At 66.6% G+C, this 16,961-nt stretch carries 13 protein-coding genes and 1 riboswitch; of the genes, 6 read left to right on the forward strand and 7 right to left on the reverse strand.

Annotated features, from left to right (window positions below):
* Nucleotides 1–42 precede the first annotated feature (42 nt).
* Nucleotides 43–930 (forward strand): bifunctional methylenetetrahydrofolate dehydrogenase/methenyltetrahydrofolate cyclohydrolase FolD, encoded by an 888-nt coding sequence (gene folD / locus FLL57_RS21570; protein WP_047307998.1) that lies wholly within the window; start codon nucleotides 43–45, stop codon nucleotides 928–930.
* Between the two features lie 174 nt (nucleotides 931–1,104).
* Here the strand turns inward: folD and FLL57_RS21575 are convergent, their stop codons facing one another.
* From FLL57_RS21575 to typA, 5 genes are all read right to left on the reverse strand, one after another.
* A complete protein-coding gene (locus tag FLL57_RS21575) occupies nucleotides 1,105–2,625 on the reverse strand; it encodes a M20 family peptidase (RefSeq protein WP_283811145.1) in 1,521 nt (506 codons plus the stop codon).
* Entirely contained in the window at nucleotides 2,622–3,158 is a 537-nt protein-coding gene (ppa, locus tag FLL57_RS21580; RefSeq protein WP_013500093.1) for an inorganic diphosphatase, read from the reverse strand. Before ppa ends, FLL57_RS21575 begins: the two co-directional genes overlap by 4 nt.
* Before the next feature lie 78 nt (nucleotides 3,159–3,236).
* Nucleotides 3,237–3,746, reverse strand: coding sequence for a GNAT family N-acetyltransferase (locus FLL57_RS21585; RefSeq protein ID WP_013500092.1), 510 nt, complete (start codon nucleotides 3,744–3,746; stop codon nucleotides 3,237–3,239).
* 173 nt (nucleotides 3,747–3,919) lie between these two features.
* Nucleotides 3,920–5,188: a flavin monoamine oxidase family protein gene (locus tag FLL57_RS21590; RefSeq protein ID WP_142883974.1), complete on the reverse strand. Its 1,269-nt coding sequence runs from the start codon at nucleotides 5,186–5,188 to the stop codon at nucleotides 3,920–3,922.
* Between the two features lie 106 nt (nucleotides 5,189–5,294).
* Nucleotides 5,295–7,118 (reverse strand): translational GTPase TypA, encoded by a 1,824-nt coding sequence (typA, locus tag FLL57_RS21595; RefSeq protein WP_013500090.1) that lies wholly within the window; start codon nucleotides 7,116–7,118, stop codon nucleotides 5,295–5,297.
* Nucleotides 7,119–7,542: 424 nt separating this feature from the next.
* Nucleotides 7,543–7,739: riboswitch (cobalamin riboswitch) on the forward strand.
* Nucleotides 7,740–7,848: 109 nt separating this feature from the next.
* Between typA and FLL57_RS21600 the strand changes: the two genes are divergently transcribed.
* Together FLL57_RS21600 and FLL57_RS21605 are read left to right on the forward strand one after the other, a co-directional pair.
* On the forward strand, nucleotides 7,849–10,128 hold the full coding sequence (locus tag FLL57_RS21600; RefSeq protein ID WP_142883975.1) for a TonB-dependent receptor: 2,280 nt from the start codon (nucleotides 7,849–7,851) through the stop codon (nucleotides 10,126–10,128).
* Nucleotides 10,129–10,132: 4 nt separating this feature from the next.
* Nucleotides 10,133–11,578 carry a PepSY domain-containing protein gene (locus FLL57_RS21605; protein ID WP_142883976.1) on the forward strand — a complete coding sequence of 482 codons (1,446 nt, stop codon included), beginning with the start codon at nucleotides 10,133–10,135 and terminating at the stop codon, nucleotides 11,576–11,578.
* Nucleotides 11,579–11,587: 9 nt separating this feature from the next.
* Here FLL57_RS21605 and FLL57_RS21610 read toward each other — a convergent pair whose 3' ends face one another.
* The gene (locus tag FLL57_RS21610; RefSeq protein ID WP_142883977.1) at nucleotides 11,588–13,033 is read right to left on the reverse strand and encodes a TAXI family TRAP transporter solute-binding subunit; all 1,446 of its coding nucleotides are present in this window, start codon (nucleotides 13,031–13,033) and stop codon (nucleotides 11,588–11,590) included.
* A 188-nt stretch (nucleotides 13,034–13,221) separates the two neighbouring features.
* On the opposite strand from FLL57_RS21610, the gene FLL57_RS21615 reads away from it, so the two are divergent.
* Together FLL57_RS21615 and FLL57_RS21620 are read left to right on the forward strand one after the other, a co-directional pair.
* Nucleotides 13,222–13,524 (forward strand): 4a-hydroxytetrahydrobiopterin dehydratase, encoded by a 303-nt coding sequence (locus FLL57_RS21615; RefSeq protein WP_185966229.1) that lies wholly within the window; start codon nucleotides 13,222–13,224, stop codon nucleotides 13,522–13,524.
* A gap of 79 nt (nucleotides 13,525–13,603) precedes the next feature.
* Nucleotides 13,604–13,978: a YkvA family protein gene (locus tag FLL57_RS21620; protein ID WP_142884265.1), complete on the forward strand. Its 375-nt coding sequence runs from the start codon at nucleotides 13,604–13,606 to the stop codon at nucleotides 13,976–13,978.
* Nucleotides 13,979–13,996: 18 nt separating this feature from the next.
* On the opposite strand, the gene FLL57_RS21625 is transcribed toward FLL57_RS21620, so the two are convergent.
* A complete protein-coding gene (locus FLL57_RS21625) occupies nucleotides 13,997–14,617 on the reverse strand; it encodes a TetR/AcrR family transcriptional regulator (RefSeq protein WP_013500084.1) in 621 nt (206 codons plus the stop codon).
* 143 nt (nucleotides 14,618–14,760) lie between these two features.
* On the opposite strand from FLL57_RS21625, the gene FLL57_RS21630 reads away from it, so the two are divergent.
* The gene (locus FLL57_RS21630) at nucleotides 14,761–16,899 is read left to right on the forward strand and encodes a phytoene desaturase family protein (RefSeq protein WP_142883978.1); all 2,139 of its coding nucleotides are present in this window, start codon (nucleotides 14,761–14,763) and stop codon (nucleotides 16,897–16,899) included.
* Nucleotides 16,900–16,961: the final 62 nt, after the last annotated feature.

Below are 16,961 nucleotides of genomic sequence, written 5' to 3' on the forward strand. Positions count from 1 at the left end.
TTCGATGCGGACGCATCGGCTGGACCAGTCAAAGAGGACGACATGACCGCCCGGATCATCGATGGAAAAATCATCTCGGCCGAGCTGCGCGCCCGCGTCGCCGCCGAGGTCGCGCGGCTGAAGACCGACCACGGCATCACGCCGGGCCTCGCGGTGGTGCTGGTCGGCAACGACCCCGCTTCCGAGGTCTATGTCCGCTCCAAGCACAAGCAGACCCAGGAGGCCGGCATGGCCTCGTTCGAGCACCGGCTGCCCGCCGACGTGCCGCAGGCCGAGCTGATGGCGTTGATCGCAAAGCTCAATGCCGATCCGGCGGTGCACGGCATCCTGGTGCAATTGCCGCTGCCGAAGGGACTCGACAGCAACGCGGTGATCGACGCCATCGATCCGGCCAAGGATGTCGACGGCCTCAACCCGACCAATGCCGGCCGGCTCGCCTCCGGCCTGTTCGCGCTGACGCCGTGCACGCCGCTCGGCAGCATCATCATGGCCAAGACGGTGCACGCCTCGCTCGAAGGCATGAACGCGCTGGTGATCGGCCGCTCCAATCTGGTCGGCAAGCCGCTGGTGCAATTGCTGCTCAACGAGAACGCCACCGTGACGATCGCGCATTCGCGCACCCGCGACCTGCCGGCGCTGTGCCGCCAGGCCGATCTGGTGTTCGCGGCGGTCGGCAAGGCCGAGATGGTGAAGGGCGACTGGATCAAGCCGGGCGCCACCGTGATCGACGTCGGTATCAACCGGACGCCGGGCAAGGACGGCGGCAAGGACAAGCTGCTCGGCGACGTCGCGTTCGACGAGGCCAAGGAGGTCGCCGGCGCGATTACGCCAGTCCCCGGCGGCGTCGGCCTGATGACGGTGGCGTGCCTCCTGGTCAACACCGTCCGCGCCGCCTGCGCGATCCACGGCCTGCCGAAGCCGGCGGTGTGATGTCGCGCGTCTAATTCTCCAGCCGTCATCGCCCGGCTTGACCGGGCGAACCAGTATTCCGCGCGCAGATGGTTTTCGAGACGTCTCGGCGTACTGGGTCACCCGCCTTCGCGGGTGACGACAGTTATTGGTGCTGCCATGCGGTGCGCCTGATCCAGGGCGCGCGACCGCGCACTAACCCGCCGTGCTCTGCATCAGCCGCACGTAGAACCGGATCATGTCGGCGTAGTTCTTGATGCTGATGCGCTCGTTGGTGCCGTGGAAACGCTTGAGGTCTTCGGGCGTGGCGCGGACCGGCGAGAACCGGAAGATGTTGTCGGCGACCTGCGCGTAGTGCCTTGAGTCGGTCGCGGCGATCATCAGGCCGGGAGCGACAATGACGTCCGGAAACACCTCGCGAATGGTGCGATTCAGCGCCAGATAGGACGCGCTCTTGGTGCCGGTCACCGGCGGCGGATCGAAATTGCCGTCGAACCCCTGGATCGCGATCTTGTCGTTGGCGACCACGCTGCGGACGTGATCGGTGACGCTGGCCTGGGTGTCGCCCGGCAGCAGGCGGAAATTGACGCTGGCCTCGGCGACGCCGGGCAGCACGTTGTCCTTGTCGCCGGCGTTGAACACGGTCAGCGCCGTCGTCGTCTGCACCATCGCGGCGGTGGTGCCGCTCTTGGCGAATTCGCGCAGCAGCAGCGGCCGGAACAGCCACAGGTTGGACAGCGCGACCCGGCTGAAGCCGCTCATCTCGGGCGCCAGGGTGTCGAACATCTCGGCCACCGAGCCGCGGATCCGCATCGGCAGCCGGTTGTCTTCCAGATGCGTCAGCGCCGCCGCCAGCATCCCGATCGCGGTGTCGCGCGGCGGCATCGACGAATGCCCCGGGGTGCCGCGGGCCGTCAGCACCAGCGTGGCGTAGCCCTTCTCGGAGACGCCGATCAGCGCTGCCGGCTTGTCGAGCCCCTTCAGCACCCCGTCGGTGATCAACAGCCCCTCGTCGAGCACGAAATCCAGCCGCACGTTGCGCGAGGCGAGCAGCTCGGCGATCTTGGCGGCGCCGCGCAGGCCGGAGACCTCCTCGTCATGACCGAACGCGAAATAGATCGTGCGTTTCGGCCGGAAGCCCTGCTTGGCCATCAGCTCGGCGGCCTCCAGCATGGCGTAGAGGTTGCCCTTGTCGTCCCACGAGCCGCGGCCCCAGACGTAGCCGCCTTCGATCGCGCCGCTGAACGGCGGCTGCTGCCAGTCGGCTTCCGTCTTGGGCGCGATCGGCACGACGTCCTGATGCGCCAATAGCCCGATCGGCTTGGCCTGCGGATCGCTGCCTTCCCAAGTGTAGAGCAGGCTGTGGCCGCCGACGATTTCGCGCTTCGCCGCGGCATGGAACGCCGGGAAGCTGGATTCGATATGCGCGCGCAAGTCCCGCAGCGCGTCGGCGCCCTGCTCGGGATTGAGGAAATTGGAGATGGTCGGAAAGCGGATCGACTGCGACAGCCGCTGCGCGGCACCCTGCTCGTCGATCGCGATCGGCGGCACCGCGGCGACGTCGATCTGCCGCGAGCCGTGCCGCAAGGTGTTGTAGGCCAGCACCCCGGCCAGAGCCGCGACCGCCAGGACAGCGATCGCGACCAGGTTACGAATCCATCGAAGCAGCCGGCGCATCGGAACTCCTGTTCGCCGGCGCTTCTCCCGGCCGCTCAGCCCTTGGCCTGCTTGGCCCGATCCAGGCCCTCGAGGATCAGCTTGTGGGCCTCTTCGGCGCCGCCCCAACGCAGCACCTTGACCCACTTGCCGGGCTCGAGGTCCTTGTAATGCTCGAAGAAGTGCTGGAACTGCGCCAGCGTGATCTCCGGCAGATCCGAGTAGGTCTTGATGCGGTCGTAGCGCTGGGTCAGCTTCGACGACGGTACTGCGATGATCTTCTCGTCGTGACCGGCTTCGTCGCTCATATACAGCACGCCGACCGGGCGAACGCTCATCACCGCGCCCGGCACGATGCCGCGGGTGTTGGCGACCAGCACGTCGCAGGGGTCGCCGTCGTCCGACAGGGTGTGGGGGATGAAGCCGTAATTCCCCGGATAGTGCATCGAGGTATAGAGGAACCGATCCACCACCAAAGTACCGGCGGCCTTGTCCATTTCGTACTTGATCGGCTCACCGCCGACCGGCACCTCGATGATGACGTTGACGTCATAGGGAGGGTTTACGCCGACGGGGATTGCGTCGATGCGCATCAAGAGCTCCAGAGTGAGTTGATTTCAGGAACTACCCGAATAGCCTGCGCTCGCGGTGTTCGCCAGCGCAAAAAAGGCTCAGTTGCTCCAGGCAAACGCAACCTTGTCGAGCGACTTCGGCCCGAACCGCTCCGACGAGCGCGCCACCATCCGGCCGCCCAGAGCCCGATAGAACTCGGTCGCCGGCTCGTTGTCCGACAGCGCCCAGATCACCATGCTTTTCAGGCCGCTCTGCACCAGATCGCGGCGGGCGGCGGCGAACAGGCGGCGACCGAAGCCGAGCCCCTGGAACTCGGGACGCAGATACAATTCGTAGATCTCGCCTTCGAACTGCAGGCTGCGGGCGCGGTTACGACCGTAATTGGCGTAGCCGGCGATCTTGTCGCCGAAGCACAGCACGCTGATTCGGCTGCCCTTGCGGATCGCCGAATCCCACCAGGTCGGGCCGCGGCGGTTGATCAGCTTTTCCAGCTCCGCGCCGGGGATGATGCCCTGATAAGCGGACCGCCAGGCTTCGTCATGGGTGGCCGCGACCGCGGACGCATCCGCTGCCTTTGCCGCTCGTACCTCGATCAGGGTCGTGCTCATAGGCAGATCAAAGCAAGTCGCGGCGCCGGCTTCAAGCTCCAACGTTAATTATCGGTTAACGTGTGGATTTTCTGCACCAGCCACGGCAGGAATGTGCCGAAATCGGACAAACGCCGGTCCGAGCTGCGGGTTTTCGCACCGAATTGCTGCACGCGCGACAGGTGTCATCACGGTTAGTTCGCCGCGAAACCGACATCGCTGCGACAATCGATCGCTTGCCGCGCTGCACGCTCGCCCGAATCACGCGCGCCGTGGGCTGTCGAGAAGAACTGCGGCGAGGTCGCTTCTCCGGCGAAGAACAAACGGCCGTCGACCGGCGCGGCCAGCAGGGCGCGGGCGCCGGCGTGGCCGGGCAGCGCGTGCGAATAGGCGCCGCGCGCGAACGGATCGTGAGCCCAACGCGACTCCGCCAGCGGCGACAGCTTGCGGCGGATGTTGTTGCCGAGCAGATCGGCGATCTCGTCGATCGCCTGCGCGGCGAACGCGCCGTCGCCGGCGTCTTCCAATTCGCGCGCGTAGCGGCCGCCGAAGAAACCCTCAATACAATCATGGCCGAACGGGCGCAGGTGATACGTCCCCATTGCGCTCCGCATGGTGGCGGCGCGTAAGTTGCCGTCGGCAGGAAAGTCGTTGGGGTCCGACAGCTTCAGCATCACCTTGTCGTCGACGCCGAGCGGCAGATTTCGCGCGGCGTCGAGCTTGTCCGGCAACGCCGGCGCGAACCGGATCGCCTCGCTTGCGATCAGGTTGGTCGGCACCGTGACGATGACCTGACCGGCGACCAGCGTTCCGAGCGATGTCTCCAGCTTGATCTGGCGGCCGGAGTGATCGATCCGCTCGACCACGCAGGTCAGCACCACCGGGCAGGGCCCGCCATAAGCCGCAATCAGCGTGCCGTAGCCCTCGCGGACCCGCCAGTTGATGCCGGTGTCGCGATAGGATTCGAGATCGTGCACCGAGATGCGATCGAGCTCGGCGCCGTTGACGTAGGTCGACACCGCATCGATCATCGGATTCCAGCGGTTGCCCGGCTCCAGCAAGGTGGCGGCAGCGACGTCGCTCTTCCTTTTGGCCGCACGCCAGACCCGTTCGTCGAACGCATCGAGCGCCTTGCCGAAGGCGACGCGGTCGCGCTTCGGAAACACGTCGCCGAAGCTCGCCTCGCTCCACGGCGGATGGGTCTTGTCGATGCCGATGCCGAGCAGGCCGGCGATGCCGACGAAGGAATTCTCGTCGGCCGAATGCAGCCAGCCGCAGCCGACGTCGAACGCGATCTCCGGCGTCACCATCCGGGTCCAGGCCCGGCCGCCGATCCGGTCCCGAGCTTCGAGCACGAGCACCGAGACACCCGCCCCCTCCAGCGCCCGCGCCGCGCCGAGGCCGGCCGCACCGGCGCCGATGATCGCGATGTCGACCGAGGACGGAAAGCTGGATGACGGCATGCGCGATCCTACCACGGGTCTGACGGCGGTTCGATGTCAGGGCCCCTGAAACGACGATGCCCGGCACGAAGGCCGGGCATCGGAAATCAGAGAATGAGGCAGACGATCAGGCGACCGCCTGCTTGCTCTTTTCGGCGCGCTTGCGCTCGTTGGGATCGAGCAGGCGCTTGCGCAGCCGGATCGACTTCGGGGTGATCTCGACCAGCTCGTCGTCCTCGATATAGGCCAGCGCCTTTTCCAGCGTCATCCGGATCGGCGGCGTCAGGCGCACCGCTTCGTCCTTCGAGGTGGTGCGGATGTTGGTGAGCTGCTTGCCCTTGAGCACGTTGATCTCGAGATCGTTGTCGCGGGTGTGCTCGCCGACGATCATGCCCTTGTAGACCTTCCAGCCCGGCTCGATCATCATCGGGCCGCGATCTTCCAGCTTGAACATCGCGTAGGCGACCGCCTCGCCCTGATCGTTGGAGATCAGCACACCGTTGCGGCGGCCCTGGATCTCGCCGCGATACGGCAGGTAGTCGTGGAACAGCCGGTTCATGATCGCGGTGCCCTTGGTATCGGTCATCAGTTCGCCCTGGTAACCGATCAGGCCGCGGGTCGGCGCGTAGAACACCAGGCGCAGACGATTGCCGCCCGAGGGCCGCATCTCGATCATCTCGGCCTTGCGCTCGCTCATCTTCTGCACGACGACGCCGGAGAACTCCTCGTCGACGTCGATGACGACTTCCTCGACCGGCTCGAGGAGCTGGCCGTTCTCGTCGCGGGTCAGCACCACGCGCGGACGCGACACGCTGAGTTCGAAGCCTTCACGGCGCATGTTCTCGATCAGGATCGCGAGCTGCAATTCGCCGCGGCCCGACACTTCCATCGCGTCCTTGTCGGCGGATTCGACGACGCGCAGCGCGACGTTGCCCTCGGCCTCGCGGAGCAGGCGGTCGCGGATCAGGCGGCTGGTCACCTTGTCGCCTTCGGTGCCGGCGAGCGGCGAGTTGTTGACGATGAACGACATCGACACGGTCGGCGGATCGATCGCCTGGGCCTGGATCGGGGTATCGACCGCCGGGTCGCAGAAGGTGTCGGCGACGGTACCCTTGGTCAGGCCGGCGATGGCGACGATGTCGCCGGCTTCGGCGATGTCGAGCGGCACGCGCTCGAGGCCGCGAAACGCCAGGATCTTGCTGATGCGGCCCTGCTCGACCAGCTTGCCGTCGCGCGACAGCACCTTGACGGCCTGGTTCGGCTTCACCGAGCCCGACGCGATGCGGCCGGTGATGATGCGGCCGAGATAGGGGTTGGCTTCCAGGATGGTGCCGAGCAGGCGGAACGGGCCTTCCTCGACCACCGGGGCGTGGACATGCTTGAGCACCAGCTCGAACAGCGGCTTCATGCCTTCCGAGTGGTCGCCGTCCGGCTTATCGGACATCCAGCCGTTCTTGCCGGAGCCGTACAGGATCGGGAAGTCGAGCTGTTCGTCGGTGGCGTCGAGCGCGGCGAACAGGTCGAACACCTCGTTGACCACTTCGGTGACGCGGGCGTCGGAGCGGTCGACCTTGTTGATCGCGACGATCGGCTTGAGACCGAGCTTCAGCGCCTTGCCGACCACGAATTTGGTCTGCGGCATCGGGCCTTCGGCGGCGTCGACCAGCACGATCACGCCGTCGACCATCGACAGGATGCGCTCGACTTCGCCGCCGAAGTCGGCGTGTCCGGGCGTGTCGACGATGTTGATGTGGGTGTCGCCCCAGACCACCGAGGTACACTTCGCCAGAATGGTAATGCCGCGCTCGCGTTCGAGATCGTTCGAATCCATCGCCCGTTCGACCTGGCGCTGGTTGTCGCGATAGGTACCGGACTGCTGCAGCAGCTTGTCGACCAGGGTGGTCTTGCCGTGGTCAACGTGGGCGATAATGGCAATATTGCGGAGTGTCATGGCTCTCTGTCGGTCCTGCGGGCGTTGCCTGAATTCAGCGCGATACAGGCACACCGCGGAATGCGCCAAAGGACGCGCCGCAACCAGCCTGTGTCTGAAACGCGCCGGGCAATCGCAATCTGAAATCGCAACAAACAGGCCCGGTCGAACAGGACCGGGCACCAGCACGCGTTGCGACGCAATATACGCAGAAATCGCGAAATCACAATGACGGTTGCGGCCGCACAGACCGTCTTTGATGCGGGCGTGGTCGAGGACCGGCCGTCGGCTGACTGACCAGCAGCCGGGAGGGCTTGACCCAGAATGGTAATGTTATAACGTTACTTCATCGTCGCTCGAGCAGGTAATTCCATAGTGCAGCCGCTAACCCTCGGATCGATAAGATTTTTTTCTTCCGGTTCGTTGACAGCGTTGCCCGATGTCTTCTACCGTGCTCAGCGACGGTTCCCGAAAGGGATCAATAGGGAACGCGGTGCGGGTCTTCGGGCCCTATTCCGCGGCTGCCCCCGCAACTGTAAGCGGCGAGCCATTCGCCACGCGCCACTGGGGCTTTGGTCCTGGGAAGGCGGTGAATGGCGGCGACCCGCGAGCCAGGAGACCTGCCGTCAGTCGTGGTCACACGCGAACACATTGGGCGGGGTGTCCTGGTGCGTGTCGAACCGTAGCCCGCAAGAAGGCTGCGGCAGACCTGTTTCGCGGTGACGTGCCACGTTAGCCGCGAGCCAAGAAAATGACTCCCGCCGTTCTGCCTCTCGGGCGCAATCGTCGCCTGCTGTCCTCTGTCGCCCTCGTCCCTCTGCTCTGGCCGGTCGACGGCCTGGCTCAAACCGCCTCGGCCAATCCGCGGGGTCTCGACCCGATCGTGGTCGAGGGCCAGACCGCGCGGCCGGCCAAGCCACGAGCGACCGCCAATGCCGGATCGTCGCGCCAGCGCCGCGCCGCAGCGCGTCCCGCCGCGGCGCCCGCTCCCGCACCGGCTGAAGCCGCCACAACCCGGGCGGCGACTGCCCCCACCTTCAACCTCGGCACGCCGTCGTCGACCGGCAGCCGGCTCGGTCTGACGCCGCTGCAGACACCGGCCAGCGTCGAAGTGATTCGCGCCGAGACCATCGCCGAGCGTGGCCAGCACAACGTGATCGACGCGGTGACGCAGAACGCCACCGGCTTCACCGCGAGCCCGGCCCCGGGCAATGGCGGCCTGTCCTTCGCCACCCGCGGCTTCACCGGCAACGGCACCGTGATGTCGCTGTACGACGGCACCCGGATGTATGTCGGCTCGGGCACCATGACGTTCCCGTTCGACACCTGGACGGCACAGCGCATCGAGGTGCTGCGCGGCCCGGCCTCGGTGATGTACGGCGAAGGCGCGATCGGCGGCGCCATCAACGTGATCTCCAAGAAGCCGCTCGACGTGGTGCGCAACGAGGCCGAGATCTCGCTGGACACCAATCTGCTGCGGCGCCTAGCCGTGGACTCGGGCGGCCCGATCAGCCCGAACGTCACCTACAGGCTGGCGGCGATCGGCAACATGTCGGACGGCTGGGTCGATCGCGACACCACCTCGAACGTCGCGGTGTCGGGCTCGGTCCGGGTGCAGGCCGCCGACAATCTCGCCTTCACGCTGAGCGAAGACTACGCCGACCGCAGCCCGTCGCGTTATTTCGGCACGCCGCTGGTCAACGGCCGGATCGACGAGTCGCTGCGTTTCAAGAACTACAATGTCGGCGACTCCAGCATCCGCTATCGCGACAACTGGACCCAGTTCAAGACCGAGTGGGACGTCGCCGAAGGCGTCTCGGTGAAGAACGTCACCTATTATCTCAGCAGCCACCGGCACTGGAAGGACGTCGAGAGCTACGCCTACAGCCCGACCACCGGCAACATCAACCGCAGCTCCTATATCGAGATCTTCCACGACCAGGAGCAGGTCGGCAATCGCTTCGACACCACCTTCAAGGGCCACCTGTTCGGCCTCGCCAACCAGTTCGTCGCCGGCTTCGACGTCAACCGCATCACCTTCACCCACACCAACAACTCGCCTTATGCCGGCAATTCGTCGGTGAACCCCTACAGCTTCGATCCGGGCAACTTCCTGTGGGTCAGCTCGACCCGGCCGAGCTTCCACACCCAGACGACGCAATACGGCCTGTTCGCCGAAAATCGTCTCAGCCTGACCGATCAGCTCGCGGTGATCGGCGGCGTCCGCTCCGATCACCCGACGGTCGAGCGCACCGATTTCCTCACCCCGGCGAACAGCTTCGAGAAGACCTACTCGGCGCCGAGCTGGCGGGTCGGCGTGGTGTACAATCCGATTCCGGATCTGTCGCTGTACGGCCAGTATGCGACCGCGGTCGATCCGGTCACCAACCTGATCACCATGACGGGCGTGAACCGCGACTTCGCGCTGTCGACCGGCAAGCAGGTCGAGGTCGGCATCAAGCAGCAGCTCGCCGGCGGCCGCGCCGAATGGACGCTGTCGGCGTATCAGATCGTCAAGAACAACCTGCTGGCGCGCGATCCGCAGAACCCCGCCAACACCAACCCGCTGCAGATCGGCCAGCAATCGTCGCGCGGCATCGAAGCCTCGGCTGGCCTCAAGGTCACCGACACGCTGCGGCTCGACGCCAACGTCGCGTGGCTGCGGGCCAAATACGACGACTTCACCCAGGTGGTCGGCGGACAGGTGGTGAACTACGCCGGCAACGTTCCGGCCAACGTGCCGCAGGTGGTCAGCAACATCTGGGCGACCTGGGCGTTCGCGCCGAGCTGGTCGGCCAACGCCGGCGTGCAGCTCGTCGGCGACACCTGGGCCGACAACGCCAACACGCTGGTGCGGCCGGCCTACAGCGTGGTCAATGCCGGCCTGATGTGGAAGCCGGACACCCGGCAGACGCTGGCGCTGCGCGTCTACAACGTGTTCGACACCGTCTATGCGACGTCCGGCGGCACGTCGCAGTGGATCCTCGGGATGCCGCGCACCGCGGAACTGTCCTACAACGTGAAGTTCTAGAGCGATGCGAAGCGTCGTCAGGCGCGCGAAGCGGTGGCTGTATCTCGGCCACCGCTGGCTCGGCATCGCCGGGTGTCTGCTGTTCGCGATGTGGTTCGTCTCCGGCGTGGTGATGATGTACGTCGCGTTTCCGCATCTCGACAAACAGGAGCGCTGGGCGGCGTTGCCCGACCTCGCCTGGCAAAGCGTCGCGCTGTCACCCGACCAGGCGATGCAGGCCGCCGGCTTGCAGCACTACCCGCGCGAGCTGCGGCTGGTGATGCTGGATAGCGAGCCGGTGTACCGGCTGCTCGACTGGAGCGGCCGGCGCACCACTGTGTCGGCGATCGATGGCCGCAAGATCGATCAGGTCAGCGCCGATCAGGCGCTGGGAATCGCGCGGCATCATCCGGCCGCCGCCGCACCGCGACTGATCGAGACGGTCGATCGCGACCAATGGAGCGTGACGTCGCGCTACGATCCGTTCAGGCCGCTGTATCTGATCGGTCTCGGCGATGCTGCCGGGACCGATCTCTATGTCGGGTCGCGCGGCGGCGAGATCGTGCTCGACACCACGCGGGGCGAGCGGGTCTGGAACTGGCTCGGCGCGATCCCGCACTGGATCTACTTCACGGTGCTGCGCCAGGACGGGCCGCTGTGGCGGCAGGTGGTGCTGTGGGTTTCGGGCGTGCTGATGCTGGTGGCGATCAGCGGCATCTGGATCGGCCTGCTGCGCGCCGGCCTGCGGCGGCGCTACGCATCGGGCCGGATCACGCCGTATCGCGGCTGGATGGCGTGGCACCACATCACCGGGCTGATCGGCGGCGTGGTGGTGCTGACCTGGATGTTCTCGGGCTGGCTGTCGATGAATCCGGGCGAAGCCTTCGCCCGCCGCGGCGAGAGTCGCGACATGCTGCAACGCTATGCCGGTCACGATGCCCCGACGATCGCGGGCAGGCTGCCGGCGACCGCGATGCCGGACGTCGTCGAAGCCCGCTTCGTCTGGATCGGCGGCACACCGCTGATGCTTGCGGCGCATCGCGACGGACGGCAGACGCTCGCTGATCCGGAAGACGGCACACCCAGGCGGCTGGCCGAGGAGGCGATCGTCGCGGCGGCTGCGCGGCTGCTCCCGGATGACAAGATGGTCCTGCGCCAGCGGCTCGATCGCTACGATGTCTATTGGTATCAGCACCATCGCCAGCGCGTGCTGCCGGTGCTGCGGGTCGGGTTCAACGATCCGGCCGCGACCTGGGTTCACCTCGATCCGGCCACCGGCGAACTGCTCGGACGCAGCGATACCAGCGCGCGGAGCTATCGCTGGCTGTTCAATGCGCTGCACAGTTTCGATTTCCCGGTGCTGCTGGCCTGGCGGCCGGCATGGGATCTGCTGGTGATCGCGCTGTCGCTGGCCGGCCTGGTGATCTCGATCAGCGGCGTGGTGATCGGCTGGCGGCGGCTGGTGCGTTGAACCTTACACTCACACCGCCTGCGGCCGGGCACCACGCACCGGCGGCAACGGCGAAGCGTCGGACAGCAGCAGCTTGCGATCGGCGACGGCGTTGTGGAACTGCTCCAGCGCGATGCTGAAGGCAGTGAGCGCGGCGCTGTCGATCGCGCCGTTCTCATAGGCGTCGAGCGTGTCGCGCAGGATCGCGTCGGCCTCGGTCTGCATGGTGTCGAGCTCCTCGGCGGAGCTGCACCGCCGCGCCGTCGCCAGCATGTCGAGCAGCCGCTGGCGCTGCGCCGCCGTGCTGGTGCGCTCGTCCTTGCGCAGATAGCTGGCGAACCAGGCGCCGGCCGAGCCGATCAGCGACAGCCCCATCAGCGAGAACCAGATCAGGTCGCTGTAGCGATCGAGAAAACTCCGCTCCTCGCCGTCCACATAGGCGGCGGCGCCCGGCTGCACCGGGATCACAGCGTCCTTGTCGGTATCCGGGGTTTCGATCTTCGCCGCCAGCGGCACTTCCGACATCACGATCTGCCGCGCGGTGAAGAGCTGCTCGGTGAAGGTCGCGATCGTGGTGTCCGAGGCGCCGTCGCGCGCCACGATGTAGTGGGAGAAGCTGACAGTCTTGATCTCGTTGTCCGGGCGCACCGGAGCACCGCCAAACGCACCGGCCGGAATCGAGGTGGCCTCATAGGACGGATGGTTGGCGGCCAGCGCCTCGGCGGAGTCGACCGACAGGAACACAGGTTCACGGCCGGTATGCGCGGTCGCCAGCACGGCATCGGCGATCGTCTTGCTGTTGAGCGGGCCGGCGGCGAGCAGCGCATCGACCTTGCGGCTGCGGACCGCTTCGGCGACCTCGCCGGCCGGCAGCGCAATGCTCTGCACTTTCGCCGGATCGACACCGTATTGCTGCAGGATCACGCCGAGCAGCCCGGCGTTGGCCTCGGTGCGGCCGACCACGCCGACGCGCTTGCCGGCCAGATCCGTGATCCCGGCAATCGCGCTGCTCTTGCCGGACTTGCGCTTGGCTTTCTGCTCGGCGCTCGCCAGCGCCCACAGCACCGCGACGTTCTTGTGCAGCACCGCAACCGACTGAGCCACTTTCGGCACCGGCAGATCACCGCGGATCACCGCGAGATCTACGGTGCCCGACTTCAAGGCGACCGCGCTGGCGGCCGGGCCGTCGGTCACCACCGGCCGCAGCCGGACGGTGTTGCGCTCGCGCGCGAACACCTGGGCGAGCGCCTGGATTAGCTTGTAGTCGTCGCCGGTCTGCGGCCCGACGGCGATTTTCAGGGTCACCGGGCGCATCGCGAAGTAATAGCCTGCACTGACGGCCCCGATCAGCGCCAGAATCGTCGCCAGCAGGATCAGCGTCATTCTCCGCCGCGGCGAACGCGGAGATGGTTGCAGCACGGCCTCCCCCGGATCGGGTCCGTCCATTGACCGGGACAATAGCCGCGCGCTGTTCATCCGTGATCCGGACCCATCGGGTTTGGCCGTCCAATCGAAGCTGTGTAGTTCCGCCGACGAGACGGCTGGGAAACTGATGGCTATCGCAGCGGTTTGGCCGCATTATGGTCGGCGGAGCGCGCTTGGCGGCGCGGACGCCGGTTGCGGGACCGAGGCGCAGGACAGACAAGGCAGGAACAGCACGCATGGTGGAACCGTTGTCGGCCGGGGAACTACGATCCGCATTGCAGGATTTGCCGGGTTGGAGCGCATGCACCGACCGGGCGGCGATCGGCCGCAGCTTCGTGTTCGCGGATTTCAGCGAGGCGTTCGGTTTCATGGCGCGGGTCGCGCTCGCCGCCGAGAAGGCCGATCACCATCCGGACTGGCGCAACGTCTATAAAACCGTGGACGTGACGCTGACGACTCACGACGCCGGCGGCGTGACGGCTCGCGATGTCGCACTGGCGAAAGCCATCGATGCGATCGCAGGGCCGCTCGGCGCCGGATGACGGAGAACCTTGCGGGCGGAGCGACAAATTCCCAGATCTGACGAATGATGAACCGCCGCGGTTCGCCGGAGTGCTGACGATGACGAGCGATTACAGCGTAGGGTTCGAGCCCGCCGACAGGCTGGCGCAGGATCCCGAACAGGTGCGCCGCCGGTTCTGGCGCAAGCTCAAGGGCGTCGCCGCCAGATTGCCGTTCGCCGAGGACATCTTGGCGGCTTACTACTGCGCGTTTGACCGGCAGACCCCTCGACATGTGCAGATCGCGCTGCTCGGCGCGATCGCGTACTTCATCCTGCCGTTTGATCTTGCGCCGGACATCCTGCCGGTACTCGGCTTTACCGACGATGCGGCGATCCTGGCGGCCGCGATCAGGATGGTGGCGGGCAACATCACGCCCCCGCATCGCGAAGCGGCCCGGGTCGCGATGCAGCGCGGGTTGGGGAACGAGGCTTAACGCCGCCGCCCCAGCGCGTCAGGCCGTCTCGCTCATCCGCGCCATCACCTGCGTGGCCAGCTTTGCCCGCTGCGCAATCGCCTCCGCGCTGAGCGGCGGCTCGCCGAGAAGCGCCTGCAATGGCGCGATGCCGATCAACACCGAGAAGAATACGCTGATCAGCGTCGCGATATCGTCGCGCCGGATGATGCCGCGCGCCGCGGCGTGCTCGAAGAAGCGCGTCGCCGCCTGCGTCACCGGCCCCCTGCCGCTGGCCTCGAGCTCGCGGGCGACCGAACCGCCGCCGCGCCCCGCCTCAGCGATCGCCAGCCGGTACATCGCGGTCCGTTCGGCGTGCAGCAGTTCGCTGAGGAATATCCGTCCGAACTGCTCCAGCACCGCCAGGAATTGCGCTTTGTCCTGCGGCTCCGGAAGCTGGGGCGATGGCTGCATTTTGGCCGCGCCATAGCGCACCAGCGCGGTCAGAATCTCCTGCTTGCTGGCGAAGAACTCATACAACGTGCGTTTCGAAATCCGGGCGCGGCGCACGATTTCGGCCGTCGTCGCCGCATCGAAGCCCTTCTCGACGAACACCTCGAACGCCGCCTGAAGGATCGCCGCCCGGCGCGGGTCGGCGGTGTTTTCTTGTTTTTTGTCCATTGCTTAGTGGCCGGTCCGCAGACTGCACAGATTCCGGTACCAATTGGTACCAGATGTGCTATGGTTTGGTACCGAATGGTACCGCAGTCTGGGGCGACGTCAACGCCGCAACGGCTCGCCGGACCGGAGGCCTCGGAGGCAGCATGAAGACCTTCCTGACGGTGAAGCTGGTCCTGGTCCCGTTTGCGGTGTTCTGGATCCTGCTGGCGCTCCATCAACCCGCCTGGGCAATCTGGCTCGGCCTCGGTCTGTCGCTCGCGGGCAATGCCTGGCGCGGCCACCGGCGCGAATTGTTCGTGCTCGAGGCCGGCGGGCTGGTGCTGTTCGCCGGCCTCGCGGCGCTGCATCTGGTCGCACCGGCGATCGCAGTCGCCAACGCGCTGTGGCTGTCGTTCGCGGGGCTGTCGACCATCAGCGTGCTCAGCCTCGCGGCGCGGCGGCCGTGGACCGCAGACTATTCGCGCGCCGCCCATCCGGACAACGCCGGCACGCCGCAATTCTTTATGATCAACGCAGCGATCACGGCGCTGTGGGCGGTGCTGTTCGCGGTGATCGCCGCCGGCCGCCATCTGGGCGCACCGGCGGAAGTGATCGGCGCGATCGTCACGGTCGGCGCGCTGGTCTCGATCTTCGGGCCGAAGCTGGCGATCCGTTTCGTGATGCAGCGACTCGCTGATGCGCCGGAGAGCTATCGCTGGCCCGCACCGTCGTTTGCTGCCGACCAGCCAGAGGATTGCGACGTCGTGGTGATCGGCGCCGGAATCGGCGGCCTCACCGCCGCGGCACTGCTGGCCGATGCCGGGCTGAAAGTGAAGGTGTTCGACCAGCACGTCGTTCCCGGCGGCTATTGCCACAGTTACTTGCGCAAGGCGCATCACCTGAACGAGCCGGTGCTGTACCGGTTCGACGCCGGCCCGCACGATTTCTCCGGCGTGCAGCCGGGCGGACCGTTCGCTACGCTGCTGCGGCGGCTCGGCGTCGCCGACCGCATCGTCTGGGAGCGGGTGACCCAGAGCTTCCACACCGAGCACGGCGTGATCGACGTGGCGCCGGACTGGCGCGACTACGTCCGGATGCTCGGTGAGCGGTTTCCGGGCAGCGCCGCAGGCATTCAGGCGCTGTTCGACGAGATCAAGGCGATCTTCGACGACATGTTCGCCACTGCCGCCGGCCGCGGCGGAATTCCCGGTCCGCCGGCGACGATCGAGGAACTGCTGGCGTTTCCGCGCGCGCACCCGCACGCCTACAAATGGATGAACCGTCCGTTCGCCGAACTGGTCGCGGCGCATGTCGACGATCCGGCCGTGGTGGCGGTGATCGACGGGCTGTCCGGCTATATCGGCGACGGCAGCGAGCGGCCGAGCTGCGCCAGGATGGTGCCGATCTTCGGCTATTACTTTCACGGCGGTTACTATCCGCGAGGCGGATCGAGCATGGTGACCGACGCACTGGTCGCGGCGATCGAGGCGCGCGGCGGCGAGGTGCGGGTGAAGACGGCGGTGCGGCAGATCCTGGTCGAGCAGGGCCGCGCGGCCGGCGTGATACTCGCTGGCGGCGAGACGGTGCGCGCCCATGCGGTGGTGTCGAATGCCGACTTCAAGCGCACGATGCTCGAACTGGTGCCGCCCGATGCGCTGCCGCGGCGGTTCCGCAGCCAGGTCGCCGACGCGGCCCCGGCGAATTCGTGCTTCAGCGTGCATCTCGGGATCGATTGCGTGTCGGACCTCGGCCCGTCGACGCATCTGCAGACTCCGATCAAACTCGGCATCGCGATGATGTCGAAACTCGATCCCTCCGCCGCGCCGCCGGGCCATGCGATCCTGTCGCTGATCGCGCTGGTGCCGCACGCCGAGGCGCGGAGCTGGTTTCCGCACGACCACGACGGCAACGATTACAAGGTCTGGCGACGTTCGGACGACTATCTGCGGCGCAAGCGGGAATTCGGCGACCGGATGATCGCCGCCGCCGAGACCGTGATCCCGAACCTGGCGCGGCACATTGTGTATCGCACCGACGCCAGCCCGGTGACCTACGCGCGCTACGACTGGGCGAGCTTCGGTTCGATCTACGGGATGTCGACCGCGGGACAGCTTCGAGGCTCGAAAACGCCGCTGCGCAATCTGGTGATCGCCGGCGGCGGCAATATCGGCGCCGGCGTCGAAGCGGTGGTGATCTCCGGCGCCAACGCCGCCGAGGCGCTGATGCCCGGCGTGCTGGCGAGGGCGCAACCGGCCGCAAGCGAGCCCGCCGCGGCTACGAGGCCGGAGTTGATGCCGGCGTAACGCGATCACGCGTAGCTCGCCGATACAAGGGTGGGTTAGGCGCTGTTGCGCCGTAACCCACC

It is taken from the genome of Rhodopseudomonas palustris (genome assembly GCF_007005445.1).
In the GTDB taxonomy this organism is placed as follows: Bacteria; Pseudomonadota; Alphaproteobacteria; order Rhizobiales; family Xanthobacteraceae; genus Rhodopseudomonas; species Rhodopseudomonas palustris_G.

Bases quoted from the DNA above. Each gene is read 5' to 3' on its own strand.
- folD (WP_047307998.1), top strand. From the start codon at position 43: ATGACCGCCCGGATCATCGATGGAAAAATCATCTCGGCCGAGCTGCGC.
- FLL57_RS21605 (WP_142883976.1), top strand. From the start codon at position 10,133: ATGCGAAGCGTCGTCAGGCGCGCGAAGCGGTGGCTGTATCTCGGCCAC.
- FLL57_RS21585 (WP_013500092.1), bottom strand. From the start codon at position 3,746: ATGAGCACGACCCTGATCGAGGTACGAGCGGCAAAGGCAGCGGATGCG.
- FLL57_RS21610 (WP_142883977.1), bottom strand. From the start codon at position 13,033: ATGAACAGCGCGCGGCTATTGTCCCGGTCAATGGACGGACCCGATCCG.
- FLL57_RS21590 (WP_142883974.1), bottom strand. From the start codon at position 5,188: ATGCCGTCATCCAGCTTTCCGTCCTCGGTCGACATCGCGATCATCGGC.
- FLL57_RS21620 (WP_142884265.1), top strand. From the start codon at position 13,604: ATGACGAGCGATTACAGCGTAGGGTTCGAGCCCGCCGACAGGCTGGCG.
- typA (WP_013500090.1), bottom strand. From the start codon at position 7,118: ATGACACTCCGCAATATTGCCATTATCGCCCACGTTGACCACGGCAAG.
- FLL57_RS21600 (WP_142883975.1), top strand. From the start codon at position 7,849: ATGACTCCCGCCGTTCTGCCTCTCGGGCGCAATCGTCGCCTGCTGTCC.
- FLL57_RS21630 (WP_142883978.1), top strand. From the start codon at position 14,761: ATGAAGACCTTCCTGACGGTGAAGCTGGTCCTGGTCCCGTTTGCGGTG.
- FLL57_RS21625 (WP_013500084.1), bottom strand. From the start codon at position 14,617: ATGGACAAAAAACAAGAAAACACCGCCGACCCGCGCCGGGCGGCGATC.
- ppa (WP_013500093.1), bottom strand. From the start codon at position 3,158: ATGCGCATCGACGCAATCCCCGTCGGCGTAAACCCTCCCTATGACGTC.